The sequence below is a fragment of the Clostridium frigidicarnis genome (genome assembly GCF_900111985.1).
GTDB lineage: Bacteria > Bacillota > Clostridia > Clostridiales > Clostridiaceae > Clostridium_Z > Clostridium_Z frigidicarnis.
On the sequence record NZ_FOKI01000005.1, the window covers coordinates 68,433 to 90,718 of the forward strand.

General features: G+C 26.7%; 30 protein-coding genes. 1 reads left to right on the forward strand and 29 read right to left on the reverse strand.

Going from position 1 to position 22,286, the window contains the following annotated elements; all coding sequences use genetic code 11:
- Positions 1-10: 10 nt before the first annotated feature.
- The 28 genes from BM119_RS04080 to dapF all read right to left on the reverse strand — a co-directional run bounded on the left by BM119_RS04080 (position 11) and on the right by dapF (position 18,854).
- Positions 11-874: a polyprenyl synthetase family protein gene (locus tag BM119_RS04080; RefSeq protein ID WP_177199312.1), complete on the reverse strand. Its 864-nt coding sequence runs from the start codon at positions 872-874 to the stop codon at positions 11-13.
- A gap of 5 nt (positions 875-879) precedes the next feature.
- Positions 880-1,098 (reverse strand): exodeoxyribonuclease VII small subunit, encoded by a 219-nt coding sequence (locus BM119_RS04085; RefSeq protein WP_090039147.1) that lies wholly within the window; start codon positions 1,096-1,098, stop codon positions 880-882.
- Positions 1,099-1,109: 11 nt separating this feature from the next.
- Positions 1,110-2,312: an exodeoxyribonuclease VII large subunit gene (gene xseA / locus BM119_RS04090; RefSeq protein ID WP_090039149.1), complete on the reverse strand. Its 1,203-nt coding sequence runs from the start codon at positions 2,310-2,312 to the stop codon at positions 1,110-1,112.
- Complete coding sequence (locus BM119_RS04095; RefSeq protein WP_090039150.1) at positions 2,302-3,150, reverse strand: bifunctional 5,10-methylenetetrahydrofolate dehydrogenase/5,10-methenyltetrahydrofolate cyclohydrolase; 849 nt, start codon at positions 3,148-3,150, stop codon at positions 2,302-2,304. The genes xseA and BM119_RS04095 overlap by 11 nt, the downstream gene beginning before the upstream one ends.
- Positions 3,151-3,175: 25 nt before the next feature.
- Positions 3,176-3,577, reverse strand: a complete 402-nt coding sequence (gene nusB / locus BM119_RS04100) for a transcription antitermination factor NusB (RefSeq protein WP_090039152.1) — start codon at positions 3,575-3,577, stop codon at positions 3,176-3,178.
- 151 nt (positions 3,578-3,728) lie between these two features.
- Complete coding sequence (locus BM119_RS04105) at positions 3,729-4,115, reverse strand: Asp23/Gls24 family envelope stress response protein (protein ID WP_090039153.1); 387 nt, start codon at positions 4,113-4,115, stop codon at positions 3,729-3,731.
- An 85-nt stretch (positions 4,116-4,200) separates the two neighbouring features.
- On the reverse strand, positions 4,201-4,707 hold the full coding sequence (locus tag BM119_RS04110) for a SpoIIIAH-like family protein (protein WP_177199307.1): 507 nt from the start codon (positions 4,705-4,707) through the stop codon (positions 4,201-4,203).
- A 34-nt stretch (positions 4,708-4,741) separates the two neighbouring features.
- A complete protein-coding gene (gene spoIIIAG / locus BM119_RS04115) occupies positions 4,742-5,341 on the reverse strand; it encodes a stage III sporulation protein AG (protein WP_090039157.1) in 600 nt (199 codons plus the stop codon).
- Between the two features lie 14 nt (positions 5,342-5,355).
- Positions 5,356-5,943 (reverse strand): stage III sporulation protein AF, encoded by a 588-nt coding sequence (gene spoIIIAF, locus BM119_RS04120; RefSeq protein WP_090039159.1) that lies wholly within the window; start codon positions 5,941-5,943, stop codon positions 5,356-5,358.
- A 3-nt stretch (positions 5,944-5,946) separates the two neighbouring features.
- Complete coding sequence (gene spoIIIAE, locus BM119_RS04125) at positions 5,947-7,140, reverse strand: stage III sporulation protein AE (protein ID WP_090039160.1); 1,194 nt, start codon at positions 7,138-7,140, stop codon at positions 5,947-5,949.
- Positions 7,141-7,149: 9 nt separating this feature from the next.
- On the reverse strand, positions 7,150-7,536 hold the full coding sequence (gene spoIIIAD, locus BM119_RS04130) for a stage III sporulation protein AD (RefSeq protein WP_090039162.1): 387 nt from the start codon (positions 7,534-7,536) through the stop codon (positions 7,150-7,152).
- Positions 7,537-7,544: 8 nt separating this feature from the next.
- Positions 7,545-7,742 carry a stage III sporulation protein AC gene (spoIIIAC, locus tag BM119_RS04135; RefSeq protein ID WP_090039163.1) on the reverse strand — a complete coding sequence of 66 codons (198 nt, stop codon included), beginning with the start codon at positions 7,740-7,742 and terminating at the stop codon, positions 7,545-7,547.
- Positions 7,743-7,763: 21 nt separating this feature from the next.
- A complete protein-coding gene (spoIIIAB, locus tag BM119_RS04140) occupies positions 7,764-8,285 on the reverse strand; it encodes a stage III sporulation protein SpoIIIAB (RefSeq protein ID WP_090039165.1) in 522 nt (173 codons plus the stop codon).
- On the reverse strand, positions 8,275-9,204 hold the full coding sequence (spoIIIAA, locus tag BM119_RS04145; protein ID WP_090039357.1) for a stage III sporulation protein AA: 930 nt from the start codon (positions 9,202-9,204) through the stop codon (positions 8,275-8,277). The genes spoIIIAB and spoIIIAA overlap by 11 nt, the downstream gene beginning before the upstream one ends.
- A gap of 156 nt (positions 9,205-9,360) precedes the next feature.
- Positions 9,361-9,744 carry a CD1247 N-terminal domain-containing protein gene (locus BM119_RS04150; RefSeq protein ID WP_090039166.1) on the reverse strand — a complete coding sequence of 128 codons (384 nt, stop codon included), beginning with the start codon at positions 9,742-9,744 and terminating at the stop codon, positions 9,361-9,363.
- A gap of 79 nt (positions 9,745-9,823) precedes the next feature.
- Entirely contained in the window at positions 9,824-10,381 is a 558-nt protein-coding gene (gene efp, locus BM119_RS04155) for an elongation factor P (RefSeq protein ID WP_090039168.1), read from the reverse strand.
- Between the two features lie 314 nt (positions 10,382-10,695).
- Positions 10,696-11,190: a shikimate kinase gene (locus tag BM119_RS04160; protein ID WP_090039169.1), complete on the reverse strand. Its 495-nt coding sequence runs from the start codon at positions 11,188-11,190 to the stop codon at positions 10,696-10,698.
- 12 nt (positions 11,191-11,202) lie between these two features.
- On the reverse strand, positions 11,203-11,568 hold the full coding sequence (locus BM119_RS04165; RefSeq protein WP_090039171.1) for a hypothetical protein: 366 nt from the start codon (positions 11,566-11,568) through the stop codon (positions 11,203-11,205).
- Positions 11,569-11,579: 11 nt separating this feature from the next.
- Positions 11,580-11,993, reverse strand: coding sequence for a hypothetical protein (locus BM119_RS04170; RefSeq protein WP_090039172.1), 414 nt, complete (start codon positions 11,991-11,993; stop codon positions 11,580-11,582).
- Positions 11,945-12,658, reverse strand: a complete 714-nt coding sequence (locus BM119_RS04175) for a hypothetical protein (RefSeq protein ID WP_090039174.1) — start codon at positions 12,656-12,658, stop codon at positions 11,945-11,947. Before BM119_RS04175 ends, BM119_RS04170 begins: the two co-directional genes overlap by 49 nt.
- Entirely contained in the window at positions 12,648-13,073 is a 426-nt protein-coding gene (locus BM119_RS04180; protein ID WP_090039176.1) for a hypothetical protein, read from the reverse strand. Before BM119_RS04180 ends, BM119_RS04175 begins: the two co-directional genes overlap by 11 nt.
- A complete protein-coding gene (locus BM119_RS04185) occupies positions 13,046-13,492 on the reverse strand; it encodes a hypothetical protein (RefSeq protein WP_090039178.1) in 447 nt (148 codons plus the stop codon). The genes BM119_RS04180 and BM119_RS04185 overlap by 28 nt, the downstream gene beginning before the upstream one ends.
- On the reverse strand, positions 13,470-13,898 hold the full coding sequence (locus BM119_RS04190) for a hypothetical protein (protein ID WP_090039179.1): 429 nt from the start codon (positions 13,896-13,898) through the stop codon (positions 13,470-13,472). Before BM119_RS04190 ends, BM119_RS04185 begins: the two co-directional genes overlap by 23 nt.
- Positions 13,888-14,325: a prepilin-type N-terminal cleavage/methylation domain-containing protein gene (locus BM119_RS04195; protein WP_090039181.1), complete on the reverse strand. Its 438-nt coding sequence runs from the start codon at positions 14,323-14,325 to the stop codon at positions 13,888-13,890. Before BM119_RS04195 ends, BM119_RS04190 begins: the two co-directional genes overlap by 11 nt.
- Positions 14,326-14,334: 9 nt before the next feature.
- Entirely contained in the window at positions 14,335-15,495 is a 1,161-nt protein-coding gene (locus BM119_RS04200; RefSeq protein ID WP_090039183.1) for a type II secretion system F family protein, read from the reverse strand.
- Positions 15,492-16,865, reverse strand: coding sequence for a GspE/PulE family protein (locus tag BM119_RS04205; protein ID WP_090039185.1), 1,374 nt, complete (start codon positions 16,863-16,865; stop codon positions 15,492-15,494). Before BM119_RS04205 ends, BM119_RS04200 begins: the two co-directional genes overlap by 4 nt.
- A 104-nt stretch (positions 16,866-16,969) precedes the next feature.
- Entirely contained in the window at positions 16,970-18,013 is a 1,044-nt protein-coding gene (locus BM119_RS04210) for a hypothetical protein (protein WP_090039186.1), read from the reverse strand.
- 13 nt (positions 18,014-18,026) lie between these two features.
- Complete coding sequence (dapF, locus tag BM119_RS04215; RefSeq protein ID WP_090039188.1) at positions 18,027-18,854, reverse strand: diaminopimelate epimerase; 828 nt, start codon at positions 18,852-18,854, stop codon at positions 18,027-18,029.
- Between the two features lie 146 nt (positions 18,855-19,000).
- Between dapF and BM119_RS04220 the strand changes: the two genes are divergently transcribed.
- The gene (locus BM119_RS04220) at positions 19,001-20,698 is read left to right on the forward strand and encodes an Rqc2 family fibronectin-binding protein (protein WP_090039190.1); all 1,698 of its coding nucleotides are present in this window, start codon (positions 19,001-19,003) and stop codon (positions 20,696-20,698) included.
- Positions 20,699-21,097: 399 nt separating this feature from the next.
- Here BM119_RS04220 and BM119_RS04225 read toward each other — a convergent pair whose 3' ends face one another.
- Positions 21,098-22,222: a THUMP domain-containing class I SAM-dependent RNA methyltransferase gene (locus BM119_RS04225; RefSeq protein WP_090039192.1), complete on the reverse strand. Its 1,125-nt coding sequence runs from the start codon at positions 22,220-22,222 to the stop codon at positions 21,098-21,100.
- Between the last annotated feature and the right edge of the window lie 64 nt (positions 22,223-22,286).

Here is a 22,286-nt window from a genome sequence, read left to right on the forward strand (position 1 = left end):
ATAGTTTTCTTTAAAAAGTTCTATCTAATAAAACCTTTGTAAGATACTCTAAATTTTCTGCATTTCTATTTAACTTCTTAAGATTCTTAATACATTTTTCAGTTAATTCTTTACATTTATTTTCACATTCTTCAAGTCCGAAAAAGGTTATAAAGTTGCTTTTATTACTTTCTTCATCCTTATTTATATTTTTGCCTAAGACTTTAGCATCTCCTGTAACATCTAATATGTCATCTTTAATTTGAAAAGCTAATCCTAAGTCATCACCATATTCATTTAATATTTCTAATTCTTTCTCTGTAGCATTTCCCATTATTGCTCCAGCTAATATAGATGTCTTTATTAATGCCCCTGTTTTATTCTTATGCATATATAATAACTCATCTAAATCAACTTTTTTATTCTCACCTAATATGTCTACAACTTGACCGCCTATCATTCCCTCTGCTCCTGCACTTTCAGCTATGAGTCTACTAGCTCTTAAAGCATTTTCCCCTCTTTTTAAAGAGTATTTAAACATTTCAACCATGGCCTCATTTAAAAGTGCATCTCCTGCAAGAGTTGCTATGGCTTCTCCATAAACCTTATGATTAGTAGGTTTTCCTCTTCTTAAATCATCATTATCCATACATGGTAAATCATCATGTATTAAAGAATATGTGTGTATCATTTCCATTGCTACTGCCAAAGGAAGTATATCCTTATATTCTTCTTCATACAAATTGTATGAAAGAATTAATAGCATTGGTCTTATTCTTTTTCCACCTATCTTCATACTGTATCCCATAGCATCATATATAATTTTATTATATCCATCTTTGTTTTTAAAATAATCTTCTATATAATTATCAATGTCTTTTTTTAAAATATCTATTGTAATCATATATTTTCACCAAATTCCTCTTCTTTTTCATTATTTAAAATATTGATTTTACTCTCCATTTTATTTAATATACCATATAATTTATTAGAAAGCTTAACCCCTTCTTCGTATTGCTTCATTGATTCTTCAAGAGTAAGCTCATTATTTTCCATATTATCTACTATTAATTTAAGTTTTAATAAAATTTCCTCATAACTTTCTGCTTTTCTAGCCATAAAATCCTCCCTTAGAGTGAACTTTCAGGAATAAACCTTCCTGATGTCTTTCCATCTTTAAGAATTATATCTATATCAACTGGCTTTTCAAAATCTTTAATACTTGTAAGAACCTTTTTCTTACTTTGTACTATTGTATACCCTCTATTTAATATATTCAAAGGATTATTTGTATTTAATAAAGAGTTAAAAGTTCTTATATTATTTTTTTCCTTATCAATTTTAGCCAACGCCAATGTTTTAAGTTTTTCATTGATTCTATCTATTTTTTCATACTGATTTATTAAATAATTTTTAGGATTAGTATATTCTAAGTTATTTTTCAAAAAATCTATTTGCACTCTTTTTTCATTTAATAAATAGTCTATTTTTCTATGTAATACCGTATTTATATTGCTAAGTTCTATAATCATATTGTCTAGTGAAGGTATTGTAATTTCTGCTGCTGCTGAAGGTGTTGGACAACGCTTATCACTTACAAAATCAGCAATAGTAAAATCAACTTCATGGCCTATACCTGTAACAATAGGTTTCCTTGAATTAAAAATTTCATATGCTAATTTTTCATCATTAAATGCCCATAATTCTTCTATGGAACCTCCACCTCTTGCTATTATTATAACATCTACATCATTAACTTTATTTAAAGTTTTTATACCCTTTATTACACTTTCACTTGCAGAAATCCCTTGGACTAGTGCTGGATATATTAAAATAGGTATATTTTTATTTCTCCTTCTAGCTACATTTATAATATCTCTTATAGCTGCTCCTGTTGGAGAAGTAATTATACCTACCTTTTTTGGGTATAATGGAAGAGGTTTTTTATATTCCTCTTCCATTAATCCTTTATTTTTTAACTTTTCTTTAAGCTCAAGAAATGCTTGGTAAAGATCTCCAAGCCCTTCTTGTTTTATATTATCACAATATAATTGGTAACTTCCCTCTTTAGAGTAAACACTTACTCTACCTTTTATCTCTACTTTCATTCCATCTTTTATGTCAAACTTAACAAGTTGGGCTTTATCCTTAAACATAACACAGTTTATTTTAGCAAATTCATCCTTTAGTGAGAAATACATATGTCCACTAGTATGAAGCTTAAAATTAGAAACTTCTCCCTTTATGCTTAAATTGTTAAGTATAATATCGCTATCTATTGTTCTTTTTATATAGCTATTTAATGACGAAACTGTTAGTGTTTTAATATACATTTTTTTCCCAAGCCTCACAGGTGTTCTTTATTAGGAGAGTTGTTGTAACTGAACCAACACCCCCTGGAACTGGTGTTAAATGAGATGCAATATTTATAACCTTATCAAAATCAACATCACCACAAATTTTACCATCTACTGAAGATGTACCTACATCTATAACCACTGCACCTTCTTTTATATAAGAATCATCTATAAATTTAGGCTTTCCCATAGCAACTACTAATATATCTGCATTTTTGCATACAGATTTTAAATCCTTTGTTCTTGAATGACATACTGTCACAGTAGCATTTTCATTTAATAAAAGTTGCGTTACAGGCTTTCCAACTATATTACTTCTTCCTATAACAACTGCATTTTTACCTGAAATATCCATTCCTGTGGATTTTATTAGATGCATTACACTTCTAGGCGTACATGGAACAAATGCTTTTTTGCCTTTATAAAATTTACCATTATTAAAATCAGTAAGTCCATCTACATCCTTATATGGTGATATTAAATTTGTAATCTCTTCTTCATTTAAATTTTTAGGAAGAGGAACCTGAAGCATTATACCATCAACAGTATTATCTTCATTTAATTCCTTTATTAATAAAATAAGATCTTTTTCATCTATGGTCTCCTCTAAGAATATACTTCTGTTTTTCAACCCTAGTTTATCACATAGTTTCTTTTGATTATTAGCATAATATATGGAACCACCATCATTTCCAACTACTATAGTAGCTAGACAAGGCACTCTATATCCTTTTGATACAGCCTCATCTATTTGTGCCTTAATCTTTTGTTTAAAGTCCTCTGCTAAAATCTTACCATTAATAATATCTCCCATTTTTACCCCTCATTTCTAAATTTTATTATTGCTTAGCAATCTTATCTAGTACTCCATTTATAAACTTTATTGAAGGTTCATCAGAATACTTTTTAGCAAGTTCAACACCCTCATTAATTGATACTTTAAATGGAATATCATCTTCAAATAATATTTCATATGTAGAAAGTCTTAATATTGATAAATTAACTTTTGATATTCTAGTTAACTTCCATTGGTTTAAGTATTTTTCTATATCTGAATCTATTTTCTCTATGTTGTTTCTTACTCCATAAATAACCTTATTTATGTACACCATATCTAATTCATTTAAATCATGGTCTGTATGTTCCTTAAAATCCTCCATAAGATCCTTAAGGTCATCCTTCTTTATTGCGTTTTCAAATAAAAGTTCCATTGCTACTTCTCTTGATTTCTTTCTGTTCATAATTTCCTCCTACTTATGTCGAATAAACTTTCACATATGCTAATTATACTATAATATGTGCATAAGAAACTAATTTTATTAAAAATAACTTAATTTCCCTAACACTTTAATAAATCAATTAAACACCCTCTATTCAAGAGGGTGTTTATAACTACTGTTCATTATTAGATACTTGTTTCTCTACAACTATGTGTTGTACAAATACATTGACACTAGATACATTTAATCCTGTCATAGCCTCTACTGATTTTTTAACATTTTCCTGAACTTTAGTTACAATATCAGGAATATTCACACCATACTCTACCGTAAGTGCCACATCCAATACTGTATTTTCATTATCTACAGTTACTTTGACACCTTTTGTGTTATTCTTCTTACCTGTTAATAACTGGGTAATCCCACCTGCTGTCATACCTGGATTCATTCCTATAACACCTTTTATTTCTGATGTTGCTATGGCTGCTATGACACTAATTACCTCATCAGAAATCTTTACTATCCCCATATTGCAATCATCTCTATTTAATTCATCCATAGAACAACCCTCCTGCTTTTGCATAGCAAAACTTACTAATCTTACGTTAATTATATCAAATATATTTATAATTTACAATTAATTATTATTGTCTATTCTCTACCTCTACACTCTTTATCTTACAAGTGCCTACAACTGTTTCTTGTATTTGTTGTCTTTGTTTTTCATCTAATTGTTCTTTTGATTTTACTATAACATTTACAGCTCTATTATCATCTTGTATTAAACATAGAACATCTTCAAAACCTTTTCCTTTTAATGATATTTCTATTCTTCCTTCATATTCATTTTTTAATGCTAAAGCTGATTGTTTTTTAGCAGCTTCATCTCTTTTGTCCTTTGAAACATTTTCATTATTAACTATGTTACTTAGTGTTTGAAGGATTTCTGAATCTTTCTTTTCTTTATCAAGTCTTGCATTGTTGAAATAATCATCTCCTCCAGCATTTTCTAAGTTCGCTGTTGGCTTACCTATGTTCCATTCATTTCCTGCAATATCCTGCACGGGACCATTAATTTTCATAGCAGCAACCCCCGCCAATACAATTAGTGCAAGTAATCCTAATATTATACCTGCTTGCTTTTTATTCATAATATCTCCTCCCATCTATTTATTAAACTATATGCTACTTTTTCATGGAATATACATTAACTTTATGCTCTGGAATATTATATACAGAAGAAACTGTTTTAGTTATTTGATATTGTAATTCTTTATTCTCAGCTCCTTCTGCTACTACAATTACTCCCGTTACCTTTGGATTCAACGTTTTTAAGATAAATGGCTCATTATTACTGCCTTTATTTGATGCAACAACCTTTTTTCCATTATTCTCTTGAGTGTTAACTCTTGTACCTCCCCCATTATCCTTTTCTTCAGTTGTACTTACAGAATTATTGACATCTAAAGCTGGAACATGCTCCTCGCTACTCTCAAAAGAAATCATAACCTCCACTTTACCAACACCTTGAATACTACTCAATATATATTTCAGTTGATTCTTTTGAGTTTGCTCATAATCAGATATATTTGTCTTATCCCCCACCTCCTCTATCTTATTGCTTTCCTCTGCCTTTGCCTCTGTCTTTCCTATAGACTGTTTATTTGTAAATATACTACTTATTAGCAAAATAAATACACCAATTAATAAAACTATTAAAATGTTATAGAAATTTTTCTTCAAACCTTTTTTCTCAAGCTTTTTAATAAGCTTTTTAAAATCCATAACTATTCCCCCTATTATTTACCTAACTTATATACACAAACCTGCTTTTCTTCTATATTTAAGTTTTCACTTACATAAATCGATATACTTTTTTCTTTTTCAGTGTATTCATTAGGCTGTTTACTATAATCTACTGAGCTATTAGTATTAATTTCAACCTTTTCAATAGGTTTTATATAGCTATCCTTTTCAAATCCTACATCAACTTTAGAAACACTGAAATTTTTACCATCATAGTCAGCTTTTACTTGAACATTAAAATTATCCTTAGGATATTTATCTTTTAAAAGTTTCTCACAAGACTTAGATATATTTGTCTCAAAGTTTTTTAGTGTTGATTCAATATTTTTTTCCTTGCTCTTTTTATTTTCTTCTGAACTATTACTAATCATGTCCTCATACTTATCAAAATACCCCTGCAATTCTAGATTGTCATGAGTAAATATCTTTAAAATTGGATTTAAAATCACAGTCATAAGAATTAATCCTAAAACAAATTTGCTATACTTCTTTAGCGAATTGTCTGGAAGAATCATTTCTACAGCAGTAATAAATATAACTGCAACACATATGGTTGTTATCCAAGATTTTAAACTTTCCATATACTATGCTCCTATCACAAATTTTCCAGCAGATGCCATTATAGCTATCATTATAAAGCACATAACTGATATACTTATTACACATGACATTATAAGAACTAAGGAATCTCCTGCCGATGTTATACACTCTACTAATTTCCCATCGCTTATAGGCTCTAATAAGGCCCCTGTTAATTTGTATATTATAGACATTAAGAATATTTTTATTATTGGTGCTAATATCATTAAAACCAATATTATAAGCCCCAATGTGCTTATTGAGCTTTTTAATACTAATGAATACCCAGCCACAGTTGCTACTGCATCAGATAATGCTTTTCCTACAATTGGAACGAAATTATCTATTGCAAATTTAGCTGTTTTTATCGTTACCGCATCTAATGTTTTTGCTGTTATACCTCTTATACTTAAAATTCCTATAAATATCGTCATAATTATTCCTTGACTTACAATAGCAACTTGTTTTATCAATTTTACAAGCTTAGATATTTTGTATTCATCACATATATTATTTATAAACTGAAGTACAAACACCATTAATATAAGCGGTATTATAAAATCTACATATATTCTAGGAACTATGTTAACTAATCCTAATACTATAGGATCCATTGTTGCAGCTTGAGCTATTCCTCCAATTGAGCATAATAATACAAATAAAACCGGAATCAATGCTGCCATAAAATTGGTTATGTCACTTATGGTATTTTTAGCAACATCTAATGCTAAAATAAAACTTTTAGATAAAACTATTATGAATAATGCATAACATGCAAAATATGCAACCTTACATACACTTTCATTATTAAACGCACTTTGTAAGTTTTTTAACAGAGCGCAAATAGTGCCTATAACTATAATTACTAGCATCAACTTAACTGTGGATGATATTTCTTTCAAAAACAACTTTTTAATAGCAGGCAAAAATTGCTTTATAGAAAAATCCCCTCTTCCGTCTTTCATATTTTCCTTGATAAACTCTTTTGGATTAATTGCATTTAAAATTTCATTCTCATTTTGTATATTTGATATATAGTTATATAGTCCATCAATTTCTTTTAAAGTTTCTTTATCAATATTACTTGTGTTATTTGTATCTATTTTTCCTTTGTCTTCATCTGCATTAACTGTTGTTGGCACTGAAAATATAGTTATCAACATTAAAAATACAATAAATATTTTTCTTCTTATTTTCATAATTAACACCTACAATATCTTTAGAATAGAATCTAAAACTGCCATAAGTATAGGAATTGCTAAAACCAAAATTAATATCTTACCTGAAAGCTCTACTTTTGACGCTAAGCTTCCGGCTCCAGCATCCTTACAGATATCACTACAAAATGATGCTATATATGCTATTCCCATAATTTTAAGTACAGTGCTTAAATAAACCGTATCTATATTTGCTTTAAGAGAAAGGTTATTTAGAAAAGTTATTATCCCCATTATCTTCGGTGTTAGAAATAATAATATTATTACTCCAACTACAATAGATATTTGAATTCCTATGTCATCTCTTTTTGCATTTCTAAATAACATTACTAAGAATAATGCTATAAGAATAAATCCTGATATCTTTAATATTTCCATATCATCACCTAAAACATAAACATAGTCTTAACAGAGTCAAATAGCTTTGCAATCATACTTATAACCATAAGAAGTATTATAACTACTCCTGCTATATTAACCATGGTAGCTATATCATCCTTACCACTGCTTTTTAGAACTTTTTCCAAAATTAAAAGTATTATTCCTAACCCCCCGATTTTAAAGAGTATATTAATATCCATCAATTTGCTCCCCCCAATTTAAACTCATATTAAAAAAATTATTATTGTAAGTCCTACAGAAACACCTATACATCTATACATTTTTGAATTCTTTAAGCTTTCTTCATGGGATTCTTCTATCCTTACCTTTAATTCTTTTAGACATAATTCAAATATCTTTCTATGTCCCTCTTTGTCTAGCGCTCCTAAGCTTTTCCCTAAGTTTAATACCAAATTCTTATCATCTTCCTTCATTGCTAAGTATTCATTCAAATTTTCAAAGGATACTTTTAGAGCGTTATATACATCTTTAACCTCTCCATTACTTAACAATTCTGATGTCTCATAAAACAAACTTTTAATATTCCCTTTATTTCTCTCACCTACTGATTTAAATGCAAATGGAAGGGGTTCATGTATGTATAATATTTGATTTTCTAACTCTGTAAGAGCTCTCTCCAAGTCTTTTAGTTCATTCTCTCTCTTTATAAAATTATTTCCTAAAAGAACACCTCCAAAAGAACATGCAATAAAAATTATAAGAAGACCGAATATTTTAAGAAACATCTCCTTCCCCCCATATCTTTTTATTTTTACTTAAATCATAAACACTTTCTATAGTTGAAATTCCTTTTCTATTGCTTAAAACTATAGCCCTACTAAATACTTTATTATCAATAATATTAGAAAATACCTTTCTCTTAAATAAATCTTCAACTCCAAATCCATGAATTGTTGTTATCACATTAACGCCTGAATTTATTGCCTGTATAATACTATACATATCTTTTTCAGTTCCTATTTCATCACATATAATAACTTCTGGTGATAAAGCTCTTATAGCCATGATTATTCCTTCACTTTTTATGCAGTTATCATATACATCGCTTCTAATTCCAATATCCAATTGTGGAACCCCCATATAGCATGCAGCTATCTCACTCCTTTCATCCACTACAGATATTTTTTTTCCTGGTATATTTAAATATCCGTTAGATAATATTCTACTTATATCTCTCAAAATTGTTGTCTTACCACACTTAGGTGGTGAAATTATAATAGTATTTAATACATCATTTCCTTCTAAAATAAAAGGTACAAGCTTTTTACCACAACCTATAACTTGTCTACATACTCTTATGTTTATTGACGATATATTTTTTATTGTTTTTACACTTTCATTTTCCATAACACAATTTCCACTTAGTCCTACTCTATGTCCACCTTTTATTGTTATATAACCTTGACGTATTTCTTCTTCAAATGCATATATAGAATAATTACTTATTCTTTGAACTATAAACTTTATTTCTTCCATGTTTGTTATATATGATGTTACTACTTCTTTATTTCCAATCTGCATACAAATTGGCCTATTAACTCTAAGTCTTATTTCTTGAAGCATATTTACATCGCTTCTCCCTTTAATTAAAGAATTTACATCGTTAGGTAACACATCTATAATCTCTTTCAAATTTTTATCCATATATCCCAAGAATAAAACATGCAGTTTCTTCTTGCCTTCACCTCCCTTTATATCTAATTTTTATTTCTGTTATCTAGAAAATATTACTCTTTTTTAAATATTCTTTTAAATAAATACATAAAAAAAATCCACTAGGTTTTAATCCTAGTGAATTTCTTACTTTTTTTTAAGTTGTATTTCATGTTGACAGAAAGGGCATGGAATACTGTTGTCCTCTTCTAACAAGTTTTTTTCAACATATATTACCTCATTACAAGAATCACATTGTACCTCACAGTATTCTTCTTCAACATCTTCTTCCTCAATATCTCCAATAGCCTCATCTAAGTCATAATAATCTCTTTTTATAACAGAAAGCTCAGAGTCAACGGAATCTATATATTCTTCAAGGTCATCGTGACTACTATCCATGTCTAAAGCTAAATCATTAATAAGATTCAAAATTTCCGTAAATATTTTTCCTTCTTTACATTCCTTATCTATATTCAGGCCATCCATTAGGCCCTTAATGTAAGAAACTCTACCTTCTATTTCTTTCATATCGTAACCTACCTTTTTCTTTATTATAAAATATGCTAAGCCCTAAAGCTTAGCATATTTTATGAATACATAAAAGAGATTAAACTCTTTCCATGTAATCTCCTGTTCTTGTATCTATTCTTATAAAGTCTCCTTCATTTACAAATAAAGGTACATTGACAATAGCTCCTGTTTCAACAGTTGCTTGTTTTAATGTATTTGTTGCTGTATTACCTTTAAATCCTGGATCTGTTACAGTTATTTGAAGTTCAACAAAGTTTGGTGCTTCTACTGAGAATGCCTCTCCTTTATAAAACTTTATTACTGCAAACATATTTTCTTTTAAGAATCTTATTGCATCTTCAACTTTTTCAAAGTTTAAAGGAATTTGCTCAAAAGTTTCTTGATCCATAAAGTAATATAACTCTCCATCAGAGTAAAGATATTGCATTTCTTTTCTTTCTATAACTGCTTCTTGTAACTTTGTAGTTGGGTTAAACGTTGTCTCTGTAATTCCACCTGCTATAACGTTTCTAAGCTTAGTTTTTACGAAAGCTGCTCCTTTACCTGGCTTAACATGTAAAAAATCGATAACTGTGAACACTTGTCCATCTAATTCAAAAGTAGTACCTTTTCTAAAATCTCCTGCTGATATCATTAAAGTATCCCTCCAAAATCCATAATTCATCTATAACATAACCTTTTCAGGCCTCATAGATACTAAATAGATATAAATATTATTTTTTATTTTCAAATATTGTATTTGAATATTTCTTGTATATCTTTGTAAGTATATTGCTGAATATTATCTATTTAATATTTTCATAGTATAACTAGATAATAAAACTTTAATTTATATAAATTAAAGTTCCATATGATAAAATAACATACTTAGCTAAAAATAACAATGTTATTTTATCAAAAGAAATGGATATTTGCAATTATTAATAAACATTTTATTATATAAATCATTTAATTTTTTGTTATAATGTACATTTCTTGCAAAATTTCATTTAATGTTTTATATGTACATTCTATGGTGTATTGGGCCTTTTTATAAATAGTTTTTCTTTCATTGTATAAATTTCTTAAATAAACATTACCTTTTTTAGCTAACGGTCTAGATTTATCATTTAATATTCTTTTTATACATATATCAACATTTACGTCTAGAAATATAGTATTACCTAAACTGTTTAAAATATACATATTATTATTAAAAACTGGGAGACCTCCCCCAGTCGATATTATTCCATTAAAATTTTCTAAATCTTTTAGAATATCATTTTCTAAATATCTAAAATATTTTTCTCCTTTTGTACGGAAAATTTCGTCTATGCTCATATTCTCTTTTTTTTCTATATATTTATCCGTATCTAAAAAAGGTATATTTAATTTTTCACTCAAGAACTTTCCTAATGTGGACTTGCCACAACCACTCATTCCTACTAAAATTATGTTTTTCATATTTTTTCTTCCCTAAAAACTCATTTTTATCTTACCATATACTTGATCTCCATCTAAAATTTCCAACGTTAAATCTTCTATTTTACAACCTTCTTTTACATAGTAATCTACTCCATACAAACACTCTTTTATTGTGCCCTTAACATTATAACACAAATATACATTTTGGTTAACTTTGCTCATCTCTTCTATATTAAAAACATTACTATAAGCTTCTATGTTATCTATATTAAATTCTTTTGTTGTATTTTTATTATTAGAATATTCTTCAGTTTCTTTCGATATAGTTTTATTTTTATAGTCTAAAATTTGTATGCTAAAACTTTCAAGCACCATAGCTATTACTAAAATTATTAAAGATATTTTTGACTTTATCATTTATCCTTCTCCTATATATCTACATAATAAATATATTTACCCTCATTAAGTGTTACCTTAATATTAGAATCATACTTTAGATTTTCCATTGAATTGTCACCTTCAGTTAAAGAATCAAAAACAAAAACTAACTTTATGCTATTTTCCATATAATGAATAGACTTTAAATTCTTTTTAAAAACCTCTTCATTTATATGATTATTGTATAAATCTAATATTTTTCTATCATTTTCTACATATTCTACATTTACTTCCTTATGCAAATTACTTTTATAATTACTAATCTCTTTAATAATAATTGGAAACAATATTAAATCTATTGTTAAAATAATTATTGCATAAACTTTATATTTATTAACTATTTTTCTTTCTTCTATTAGCTTATACCAATATGGAATGTTTCTTTTTCTTCTATATTTAAACATATGTCCTCCATACATCTATATTTTCTTAAATTTGCAGGTTTGAATTTCAAATTAAAATCTATTTGCCATATATTAATATTTTCCTTTATGTTTAGCTCAGCTGCTGTATTTTTGAGGCTTAACACATATTCTTCTATATTTTTATATGTTAGTTTATCTTTATAAAAAGTAGCCCCTGATATAATAACACCTTTAAAGATAAAATAAATATAAAATCTTTTATTAAATAAAGTGCATATAATGTATTGCTGATCTTTTATAAGTTTATTGCTTTCTTCTTCAATAACATGCTGAAATATCTTTATGTTACTTATCCTTATTTTTTCATTTAAACAACGTAATTTACTTAATTCTTTAGAATCAATACAATAAAAAACTATTTTATAACCAGTTGAACTTTTATTTATAATAGAATAATCAAATAATAGCTCATCCCAATTTAAAAATCTTTCTTTTATGTGGTTATATATTATTTTTTCAATCGTTTTAATATTGCATACTGGTATATCTATGGTTTCTATATACATATCTTCTTCTAAAATCAGTATTTCTAAGGGTTTATCAAAAAAAATTTTATCTTTTAAATTTATACTTTGCAATGTCTTTTCCTTTAATTTATATATGTTATCTTTAGTTATTACTATTTTGTTTTCACTAAAAATCATTATAAATCTCTCCTTTTTCTATTGGTATAAAGTTAATTCTTTTACTTTCGGAATCAAAATCGAAATCTAAAAATAATACTTCTTCTTTAAATCCTTTTTTGACAAAAGATTTTCTATCCCTATCAAAAAATATTTGAAATTCAGTTAAGTTTAAATTAACATTTTTATTACTAAAAATATTTAATGCATCATCTTTATTATGAATTTCTGAATCTTTTAGAATAACTCTTAAATATCCCTGCACAACCTCTAAATTTTTTTCTTTATTAGTGTCCTCTAATCCCTCTATATTCTTATATATCCCATGCACTTTAGGAACATTATATGCTAATAACAAAAACAAACTCATCATTGTAACTAAAACAAGAGGTGTTATGAAGCCCTTTTTTATAATATATTTATAGGAATTGACCACATTATTTCACCACCATTTTTGTTCTTTATATTTATATAAAGCAAGTTGTTTTTCTCATAAAAACTTAGATCTTCTATATTTCTCGCTAAAATCTCTTCTTTTTTTACTCTATTATATTTTATGACTAAGTCATCCGAACTATTTAATGCTACCTTCATCTGATTTTTAAGATTTTTTATCTCTACCTGTTTTTCACTTACATTAATTTCTTTTAAATTCTCTAAATTTTTTTGTATACAAATGATACTTTGTCTTAAATATTCATCTTCTAACTTTACTTCATTGACTTTTTTGTAGCATTTTATAGTATTAAATATAAAAGAACTCATTAAAAATAAAAGCATTAATGTTAATGACATTCCTGCTATGATTTCAACTAATGTAAATCCATTTTTATTATCCTTTAATCCATTTACCATTTAATTTCCCCTTTGAAATATCAACTTCATATTCTATATTTATAAAATTCACTGACATTTTTTTATCATGAGACTCAGTAAAATTTAGTTTAATATCTTTTTTCTTGCCACTGTCTTTAAATAATAACCTTATATCATTACATTCTTTAATTTCTTTTATTGTTATTTCTTCTATATCTATAAACACATGTTTATTAATGTATTCTTCTAAAGAAGAATATGATATATTATATCTTAATTCGTTTTTAATCATCTTTAATATCTTTGACTTTTCTATCCTTTCATTCCTGTTTGCAATGAAATCTCTTTCACAAGAAAGAAGAGTAAATACACTCAAACTCATTATAAGAAAAACAGTAGTTGCAACTAATACATCACTTAAAATAATTCCATCTTTATTTTTCATATATCCCTCTTGAATAAAAATTAACTTTTATTCTTCTTTCCTTATTTTCACTTTTTATAACAATATCTTTTACTGGAGTTATACTTCCATATTTATCAATAGTGATACCTTTCTTAAAATTATTAGTATCTGTTGAATATATTTTTATGTTTTTAGGTACATTTATTCTCATAAGCTCCTCATTAGTTGTCCTGAATCTAATTACATTATTTTCTTCTATTTGTTGTATTTCACCTCTTGATTCATTATTTATGCAATAAAATCTTGCATCATTTATACATTTAATAATAGTGTCTGAAAATTCATCTAAACTAGGTTCTTGTAATTTATATAAATAAGATATAGAAAAATTTATAGACGTAAAAAATAGAACTATTATACTTATAACAGCCATAACCTCAATTAATGTAAATCCATTTTTCTTCAAAACTGCCTCCTATATTTCATAAAAACTATTCATTATAGGAACCATTATCTTAACAAGAAACATTCCTACTATAAATGCAATAGTTAATATTATAAAAGGTTCTATAAATTTTATCAGTCTATCCAATGTATCTAAGAACTCTTCTTTATATATCTCATTAATTAATTCTAGAGAACTTGTTAAATCGCCACAATTCTCTCCATTATTTAAAATATTATTTATAATTTGGGGGAATTTATTTGAATATATAAAACTTTCAGTAAGACCATGTCCTCTTAATATATTTAAGCGTATTTCTTTTGCTGCTTCTTCTAATTCCTTGTTTCCAACAGCTTCAGAACATATTAATAATATTTCATCATACTTAATCCCTGTGTCATGCAAAATTTCAAAAGTACTAAAAAAACTTAAATAGTAATATTTCTCAACATATTTCTTTAAAATGGGTATTCTATTTAATGTAATATTTCTTATAAATTTGTAGCATACATAATATAAAGCTATATTAATAATTATAGTTAATACCATGTGTTGATTTATAAAATTGCTTATTTCAAATATCCATCTTACATTGTTGCTTATCTTGTATTCTGATATATTATTAAACTTCGGTAAAATTTTCGAAAAAATTATCAGTATCATTATGTTGAATATTATTAATAGTAACAATGGATATGTTATTCTGTTTATTATTGTTTTTTTGGTTTTCCATCTATGCATGTAAAATTCAGTTAATTTTTTAAGTACATCTTCCATTGTTCCACTAGTTTCACCTGCACCCATCATTACTATAAACTCTCTAGGCAAACTTAAATTTACCATTGATTCTTTAATGCTAGTACCCGTTAATACTGATTTATATAAGTTTTCAAAAATATTTTTAATATCCTTATTTAAATTCATTTCACTTAAATTTTTAAATGCATACTTTATATTTAATCCACTTTTTATTTGAACATATAGATTCTTACATATTATATACATTGATTTATCAGTTAATATCTTTTTACTTCTATTTCTTTGTTTTTTAATTTTATAGTCTATTAAGTAACCATCCTCGCCTTTTATACACTTTTTAAACTCATCTTCATTTCCTTGAAAAGTATTTTTTATTATATCCCCATTGTGTTTTAATATTTTATAATCATATTTTAAAAATTCACTACTCAAAGATTTAAATAACCCCTCCCTTCTTCTAGCGATATTGTTCCTTCTTTAATTTTATTTTTCACATCGTTTTCTAAAGTTTCTAAGCATATTTGTTTTTTTTGTTTTTTATCTATTATCATAGCCTCACTTATAAGTTGTCTTTTAGTTACTCCTTTAAAATTACATTTATCGCACCCTTTAGATATAAAGCTGTTCTTTATTCCTAAAGCTTCCTCTTTATTATCTATTATAGTTTTACAATCACTACATAGTACTTTTACAAGTCTTTGTGATATTACAAGCTTAACAGCATCATATAATAAATATTTTTCAATACCCATATCTTGAAGTCTATTTATTGCTCCTATTGCATTGTTAGTGTGTAATGTAGATAAAACCAAATGTCCTGTGATAGCTGCTCTTATTGCTATCTTTGCAGTCTCTTCATCTCTTATTTCTCCTATCATTATCACATCTGGATCTTGCCTTAAAGTACTTCTAAGTCCACTTGAGAAAGTTACTCCTTGACAATAGTTTACATTAACTTGATTTATTCCTTTTATTGTATATTCAACTGGATCTTCTATAGTGGTTATATTCACCTTTTCATTATTTAAATAATTTAACATTGCATAAAGTGATGTAGTTTTTCCACTTCCAGTAGGTCCTGTAACAAGTATTATTCCGCCTTGATTTTTTAATTCTCTCTTTAAGTATTTAAGAACTATTTCATTGTATTTCAATTCATTTAATGATATCAGTTTTGTATCCTTATATAAGATCCTCACAACTAACTTTTCACCATTTATTGTAGGTATTATGGAAGTTCTTAGATCATACTCTTTATTACTATAATTAAAACTCATTTTTCCATCTTGAAATTTTCTTTTTTCAGTTATATTCATATTAGTTAATATTTTTATTCTTCCTACTACTCCTTCATAATCATCTCTATTTATTATTATTTCTTCTTGTAAAACTCCTAACACTCTTAATCTAATTAGAACTTGATTTTTAAATGGTTCGATATGAATATCACTGGCTCTTTTTTCTATGGCTTTAATTATTAATTCTTCAACAAATTCTACATATGGAGATGTTACATTTTCCTTTGATATTAAAAATTCATTATTCTTTTTATTTAAAGTATTTGATGGGTTTGAAAGCCAATGGTATTTTTTCAATAGTGTATCAACATATTTTTTATCCTTTTTAATTAAATTTATATCTTTCTTAAGTAAGAACTTTAAGTAAGGTATGTGCTTTTCATCAAAGTTATCTGTACATAAAATATTCACCTTATTATTTTCCATTGATAATGGAACAATGTTTTTATCTTTACAAAATTCTCTTGGTATTAAATCCAGTAAAATATTATCCATTTTTTCCATTCATTCTCACCTCTTATTGAGTATTATTTCAACTTTTATAGTTTTTAATCATATTTTCCAAAAATAAAAGACATTGGCAATTAATTGCTAATGTCTTTTTTATATTATTTAAAGATTTTATATGCACCTGATCTATTTGAAACTAAATTAACCGATCCATCTTTTTTTATCATATATATATCACTTTTACTTTTGTCATCATCATATCCTACAAAATATAAATTTCCATTGTCATCATTTATTATGGGAGATTTTGAATCTATATTTTTAGGAAATGAATACGTTAATCTTTTTAAATTCCCACTCCATTTATAAATAGCACTATTTTTACCCTTTTCTTTAGCTAATATATATGAATTTTCACCTACATTATTAAATGAATAGATTTCTTCTATATCACTTTGTATCTTTTTCATTTCTGATTTTTTTAAATCTATACTATATAATCCACTACCTGTATTGTCACTCTTTACAGCTAATACTTCGTTGTCACCTGCATATTTTAGAGATGTTATATTTCCATCTGATAACTTGTATATTAATTCCTCTATATTTGTATCTAAAGAATATTTAAATATCCCTCTATCATTAGTATTTAAATTAACCCCATAGTATAGAATTTCATTATCATTTATAAACTCATATAAATTACCAGAAATTATTGTATCTGTATTTAATTTAATAACTTTTTTATCTTTTATATTATAAACAGTCATATCTTCTATTGAATCCATTGAATCCTGTTTATAGTACCTATATGCTATTTTATCTCCAGATGGACTTATCTTTGAGTCTAATGCACTATAAAAAGTATTTAACTCTTCTTGTTCACCATTATGCTCTATAACAATTTTATTTTTTATTAAATTTTCACCATTTTCTATATAAATAACTTTTACAGTGGTTTGGGATTTTGAATTATATTGTAAATCTAAAAGATTTTCAACCTGACCAATTCCTCCACCAATCCCATTGTTAATATTATATAGTTTAGTTGCATTATCAACAACCTCAGCAATAACATATTCAGGTAATATTAAGGAATTTACTTTATTTTCTTCAGCTATACTGGATTTTTTTCCACATCCCTGAAAAAATAAAATAGTTATAATTATAGGAATTAACAACCCTCCGCTTCTCCATCTCATGTTCACCCATCTCCTACAAATCCATCAATATATTTCCCTCACATATAAACTCGGCATTTCCTATCATAAATACATGATTATTTTCTATTAAAATATTTAGTTTGCCTCCTTGAACTTCAACTAGAATTTTATTATCCACTAAATTAAGAGTTTTCGCAGCAAAAGCACTAGCACAATTACCTGTCCCACATGCTAATGTCGGTCCTGCACCTCTTTCCCAAGTTATAACCTTTATATGATTTCTATTTACAATCTCGCAAAAATTCACATTGGTTCCTTCTTTAAATATTTCATTTGTTTCTATGTCTTTTCCATCTTCAATATTAAAATCTTTAAGTTCTCCAAATATTACCGTATGAGGAACTCCCATTCTTAGGGTTGTTATATTGTAATTTCTGTTTTTTATTATTATAGGGTAATCTATAAGTGTTTTATTTTCACTTAATGGAATATCTTTATAATCAAAACTTGGGTTTCCCATATTAACTTTAATATGCTGAGTGATTCCATTTTCCCCTTTAATTTCTACAGATTTTATTCCATCACCTGTTTTAACATTAATTAAATCAGCCTTGACAATGTCTTTTTCGTAAACATACTTTACAAAACATCTTAAGCCATTTCCACACATAGCTGCATAAGAGCCATCTGAATTTATTATAACCATTTCAATATCTGCTTCATCTGTATTTCTTACAAATAAAACACCATCTGCACCTATTCCAAAATTCCTATGGCAAAGTTCCATAGCTATATTTTCTTGATTTTTTAAATATCTTCTTTCAAAATCCTCAATAACTATAAAGTCATTCCCATTCCCATGCATTTTAGTAAATTTCATTCTTTTCACCTTTTCCTAATACTATTGTTACAATTATATAATACTTGATATTAATAAAAAAATCATTACAAATAGTTGAAATTTATATATAATTAAATTATGTGTTAAACTATTAAGTATATTTAGCAAAAGAAAGGGTGACTAAAATGGCTCTTGATGGGATTTTCCTATATACGATAAAAGAAGAATTAAAAACCAAATTATTAAATTTAAAAGTAGATAAAATAAACCAACCTGAAAAAGATGAGATTCTTGTTACATTCAGAGGTAACAAGAAATTACTTATAAGTGCTAGTTCATCATACCCTAGAATTTATCTTACAAAAACATCTAAAGAAAACCCTATGAAAGCTCCTATGTTTTGTATGGTTCTTAGAAAATATCTTTTAAATTCTAGACTAATTGATCTAAAACAATTAGACGGAGATAGAATTTTAATCTTTAAGTTTGAAAGTACTGATGAGCTTGGTTTTGATAGTATTTATAATTTAGTTATAGAAATTATGGGACGTCATAGTAATATAACTTTGGTTAGAGAAAGAGATAACATTATAATGGACAGCATTAAACATATAACTCCAGCTATAAATAGCTATAGATGTTTATATCCTAGTATTCAATATGTTTATGCACCAAAGTCTAATAAACTAAATACTCAAACCTTTACCTTAGAAGAACTTAATAATCTTTCAAATTCATTAGAAATAAATGACAAAATTTTTTCTATGTTGTTTACTGGAGTTAGTAAACCTCTGTCTAAAGAATTATTTTTAAGATTTAATCAAACTTCTAAAAATCTTTATGATTTTTCCAAAGATTTTTTTAATGATTTTTATAGCAAGAAAAGTCTAAAATTCTTAACCTATTTAAATAATGAAAATATCCTTAAAGATTTCTATTGTACTCCTTTAAGCTTTCTTTATGACTATCAAACAGTAGAATTTGAAAGTGGTAGTGAGTTATTAGATAATTATTATTTGGAAAAAGATAGACAAGATAGACTTAACAGTAGAACTTTAGATATACAAAAAGTTATTCATACAAATATGGATAGATGCAATAAGAAAATCAAAATTCTTGAAGATAATTTGGATAAATGCAAAGAAAAAGAATCCATTAGAATAAAAGGTGAACTTCTAACTGCAAATATTTATTCTATAAAACCAGGTATGAATAAAATATCCCTATTAAACTATTATAATATGGATAAAGAAGAATATATTGAAATCTCTTTAGATGAAAATAAATCTCCATCTGAAAATGTACAAATTTATTATAAAAAATATAATAAATATAAAAAGGCTGAAAAATCTGCTTTGATTCAATTAGATATTGCCCATGATGAAATTTCATATTTAACTTCTGTTTTAAATAATTTGAATAATATTGATTCTTATGATGAAATTGATGAAGTTAGAAGTGAACTTATGGAAAGTGGATATCTTAGATTCAAAAAAAACAATAAGAAAAAAAAGAAACTTTCAAAACCAATGCACTTTGTATCTTCTGAAGGATACGACATATATGTTGGTAAAAATAACATTCAAAATGATTACTTAACGCTTAAGTTTGCTGACAAACACAACATTTGGATGCACACTAAAAATATTCCTGGATCACATGTTATTATAAAAGGTTTCAATATACCAAATACTACGCTTTTAGAAGCTGCTAACCTAGCTGCCTTTTATAGCAAAGCAAAAACCTCTTCAAAGGTTCCTGTTGATTACACAGAAGTTAAAAATGTAAGAAAACCTTCTGGCAGTAAACCTGGTATGGTTATTTATTATACTAATAAAACTATATACATGGATCCAACTGAACCTACAATAGATAAAGCTTAAAAAAGTGGTTAAGCCACATTCTAATTGAGAATTGACAGTTTATAATTTACAATTATTGTTATTTTAGAAATCTTATTAAGAAGATCTCATCCAACATTGTCAATTGTAAATTCTAAATTTTCAATTCAAAGACCATTTAACCCTAGATTTTATCAGCATTTTAGAATTAAATTTTTTATATTTTCATACAAATTAAAAAGAGAGAGTATCAATAATTTTAATTATTGATACTCTCTTTTTTGTTAATGTAATAAAATTATAGTAACAAATTTGTAGTGACAAGTGATAAATTATGGATGGTTTTTCTGAACAATATGAAGAAAATCATCCTTAACTTTTAAATTGCAACTTGTCACTGCTTAAAACTTGCAATGTTCATCTATAATAAATTTATCAATTTCATTGTTTATCTAATTGTAAATATTGATAATAATAGCACTGTATCTTTCCATTATACAATTTTCTATTTTTATCTGCCTTTTTCCCAAAATATGATTCAAATCTATCATAAGATGTTAAAACAAAAAACTTCCAATTATTTAATTTTTTATAATCAAATCCTAGTTTTTTATATAACTCTTGAATTTCTCTCTCTTCTCCTATTCTTTCTCCATAAGGTGGGTTACTTATAACAAATCCATATGACTTTTTAGTAGTAAAATCATTATAATCCATTTGTTGGAAACTTATATATTCATCTACTCCAGCCTTTCTGGCATTATCTCTAGCCACTCTTAAAATACCACCATCTATATCATAGCCTAATATTTGAACTTCTTTATCATTTATTGTATTTCTTGCTCCGTCTCTTACTTGATCCCATATATCTTTATCCATAGTTGGCCATTCTTCACATACAAACCTTCTATTAATTCCTGGTGCCATATTTTTAGCTATTAATGCTGCTTCTATTGCAATAGTACCTGATCCGCAGAATGGATCCATAAGTAAGTTTTCTCCATTCCATTTACTTATTAAAACCAATGATGCTGCTAAAGTTTCTTTTAACGGTGCTACCCCTGCTAAAGCTCTATATCCTCTTTTGTGCAGCCCTGGTCCTGTTGTATCAATAGTTAGTGTTACTATATCTTTAAGTATTGCTACTTCAATTTTATAAACTGGACCATCCTCATTAAACCAATCTGTATTGTATTTTCTCTTCATTGATTCTACAACAGCTTTTTTTACTATTGATTGACAATCTGGTACACTATGTAATGTTGATTTTATAGATTTACCTGTTACATGCATTTTACCGTCCTTAGGTATTAAATTTCCCCAATCAACATTTAAAGTTCCCTGGAACAACTCCTCAAAGCTTTCTGCTTTAAATTCCGCCATTTTTATAAGCACTCTATCTGCCGTTCTTAACCAAGTATTACAAATAGCAACATCCATTTCATCTCCCTCGAATGTTACTTTTCCATTTTCTATTGTTAAGTCCTCATATCCTAGTTCTTTTAATTCTTTCGCTGTTATAGCTTCAATTCCAAATGTGCTAGTTGCTATTAAAGAAAAATCCATATGTATCTAAACTCCTTTATGTAAAATTATCTTAATCTTCATTTTAAAGCGACAAATTTATAGT

Bases quoted from the DNA above. Each gene is read 5' to 3' on its own strand.
- BM119_RS04210 (WP_090039186.1), bottom strand. From the start codon at position 18,013: ATGAGATGGAGAAGCGGAGGGTTGTTAATTCCTATAATTATAACTATT.
- BM119_RS04185 (WP_090039178.1), bottom strand. From the start codon at position 13,492: ATGGTAAATGGATTAAAGGATAATAAAAATGGATTTACATTAGTTGAA.
- BM119_RS04205 (WP_090039185.1), bottom strand. From the start codon at position 16,865: ATGGAAAAAATGGATAATATTTTACTGGATTTAATACCAAGAGAATTT.
- BM119_RS04105 (WP_090039153.1), bottom strand. From the start codon at position 4,115: ATGGATGAATTAAATAGAGATGATTGCAATATGGGGATAGTAAAGATT.
- BM119_RS04110 (WP_177199307.1), bottom strand. From the start codon at position 4,707: ATGAATAAAAAGCAAGCAGGTATAATATTAGGATTACTTGCACTAATT.
- BM119_RS04095 (WP_090039150.1), bottom strand. From the start codon at position 3,150: ATGGGAGATATTATTAATGGTAAGATTTTAGCAGAGGACTTTAAACAA.
- xseA (WP_090039149.1), bottom strand. From the start codon at position 2,312: ATGTATATTAAAACACTAACAGTTTCGTCATTAAATAGCTATATAAAA.
- efp (WP_090039168.1), bottom strand. From the start codon at position 10,381: ATGATATCAGCAGGAGATTTTAGAAAAGGTACTACTTTTGAATTAGAT.
- BM119_RS04085 (WP_090039147.1), bottom strand. From the start codon at position 1,098: ATGGCTAGAAAAGCAGAAAGTTATGAGGAAATTTTATTAAAACTTAAA.
- BM119_RS04175 (WP_090039174.1), bottom strand. From the start codon at position 12,658: ATGATTTTTAGTGAAAACAAAATAGTAATAACTAAAGATAACATATAT.
- BM119_RS04165 (WP_090039171.1), bottom strand. From the start codon at position 11,568: ATGATAAAGTCAAAAATATCTTTAATAATTTTAGTAATAGCTATGGTG.
- dapF (WP_090039188.1), bottom strand. From the start codon at position 18,854: ATGAAATTTACTAAAATGCATGGGAATGGGAATGACTTTATAGTTATT.
- BM119_RS04220 (WP_090039190.1), top strand. From the start codon at position 19,001: ATGGCTCTTGATGGGATTTTCCTATATACGATAAAAGAAGAATTAAAA.
- spoIIIAB (WP_090039165.1), bottom strand. From the start codon at position 8,285: ATGTTTCTTAAAATATTCGGTCTTCTTATAATTTTTATTGCATGTTCT.
- BM119_RS04225 (WP_090039192.1), bottom strand. From the start codon at position 22,222: ATGGATTTTTCTTTAATAGCAACTAGCACATTTGGAATTGAAGCTATA.
- spoIIIAF (WP_090039159.1), bottom strand. From the start codon at position 5,943: ATGGAAAGTTTAAAATCTTGGATAACAACCATATGTGTTGCAGTTATA.
- BM119_RS04170 (WP_090039172.1), bottom strand. From the start codon at position 11,993: ATGTTTAAATATAGAAGAAAAAGAAACATTCCATATTGGTATAAGCTA.
- spoIIIAD (WP_090039162.1), bottom strand. From the start codon at position 7,536: ATGGAAATATTAAAGATATCAGGATTTATTCTTATAGCATTATTCTTA.
- spoIIIAA (WP_090039357.1), bottom strand. From the start codon at position 9,204: ATGGATAAAAATTTGAAAGAGATTATAGATGTGTTACCTAACGATGTA.
- nusB (WP_090039152.1), bottom strand. From the start codon at position 3,577: ATGAACAGAAAGAAATCAAGAGAAGTAGCAATGGAACTTTTATTTGAA.
- spoIIIAE (WP_090039160.1), bottom strand. From the start codon at position 7,140: ATGAAAATAAGAAGAAAAATATTTATTGTATTTTTAATGTTGATAACT.
- spoIIIAG (WP_090039157.1), bottom strand. From the start codon at position 5,341: ATGGATTTTAAAAAGCTTATTAAAAAGCTTGAGAAAAAAGGTTTGAAG.
- BM119_RS04150 (WP_090039166.1), bottom strand. From the start codon at position 9,744: ATGAAAGAAATAGAAGGTAGAGTTTCTTACATTAAGGGCCTAATGGAT.
- BM119_RS04190 (WP_090039179.1), bottom strand. From the start codon at position 13,898: ATGAAAAATAAAGATGGAATTATTTTAAGTGATGTATTAGTTGCAACT.
- BM119_RS04160 (WP_090039169.1), bottom strand. From the start codon at position 11,190: ATGAAAAACATAATTTTAGTAGGAATGAGTGGTTGTGGCAAGTCCACA.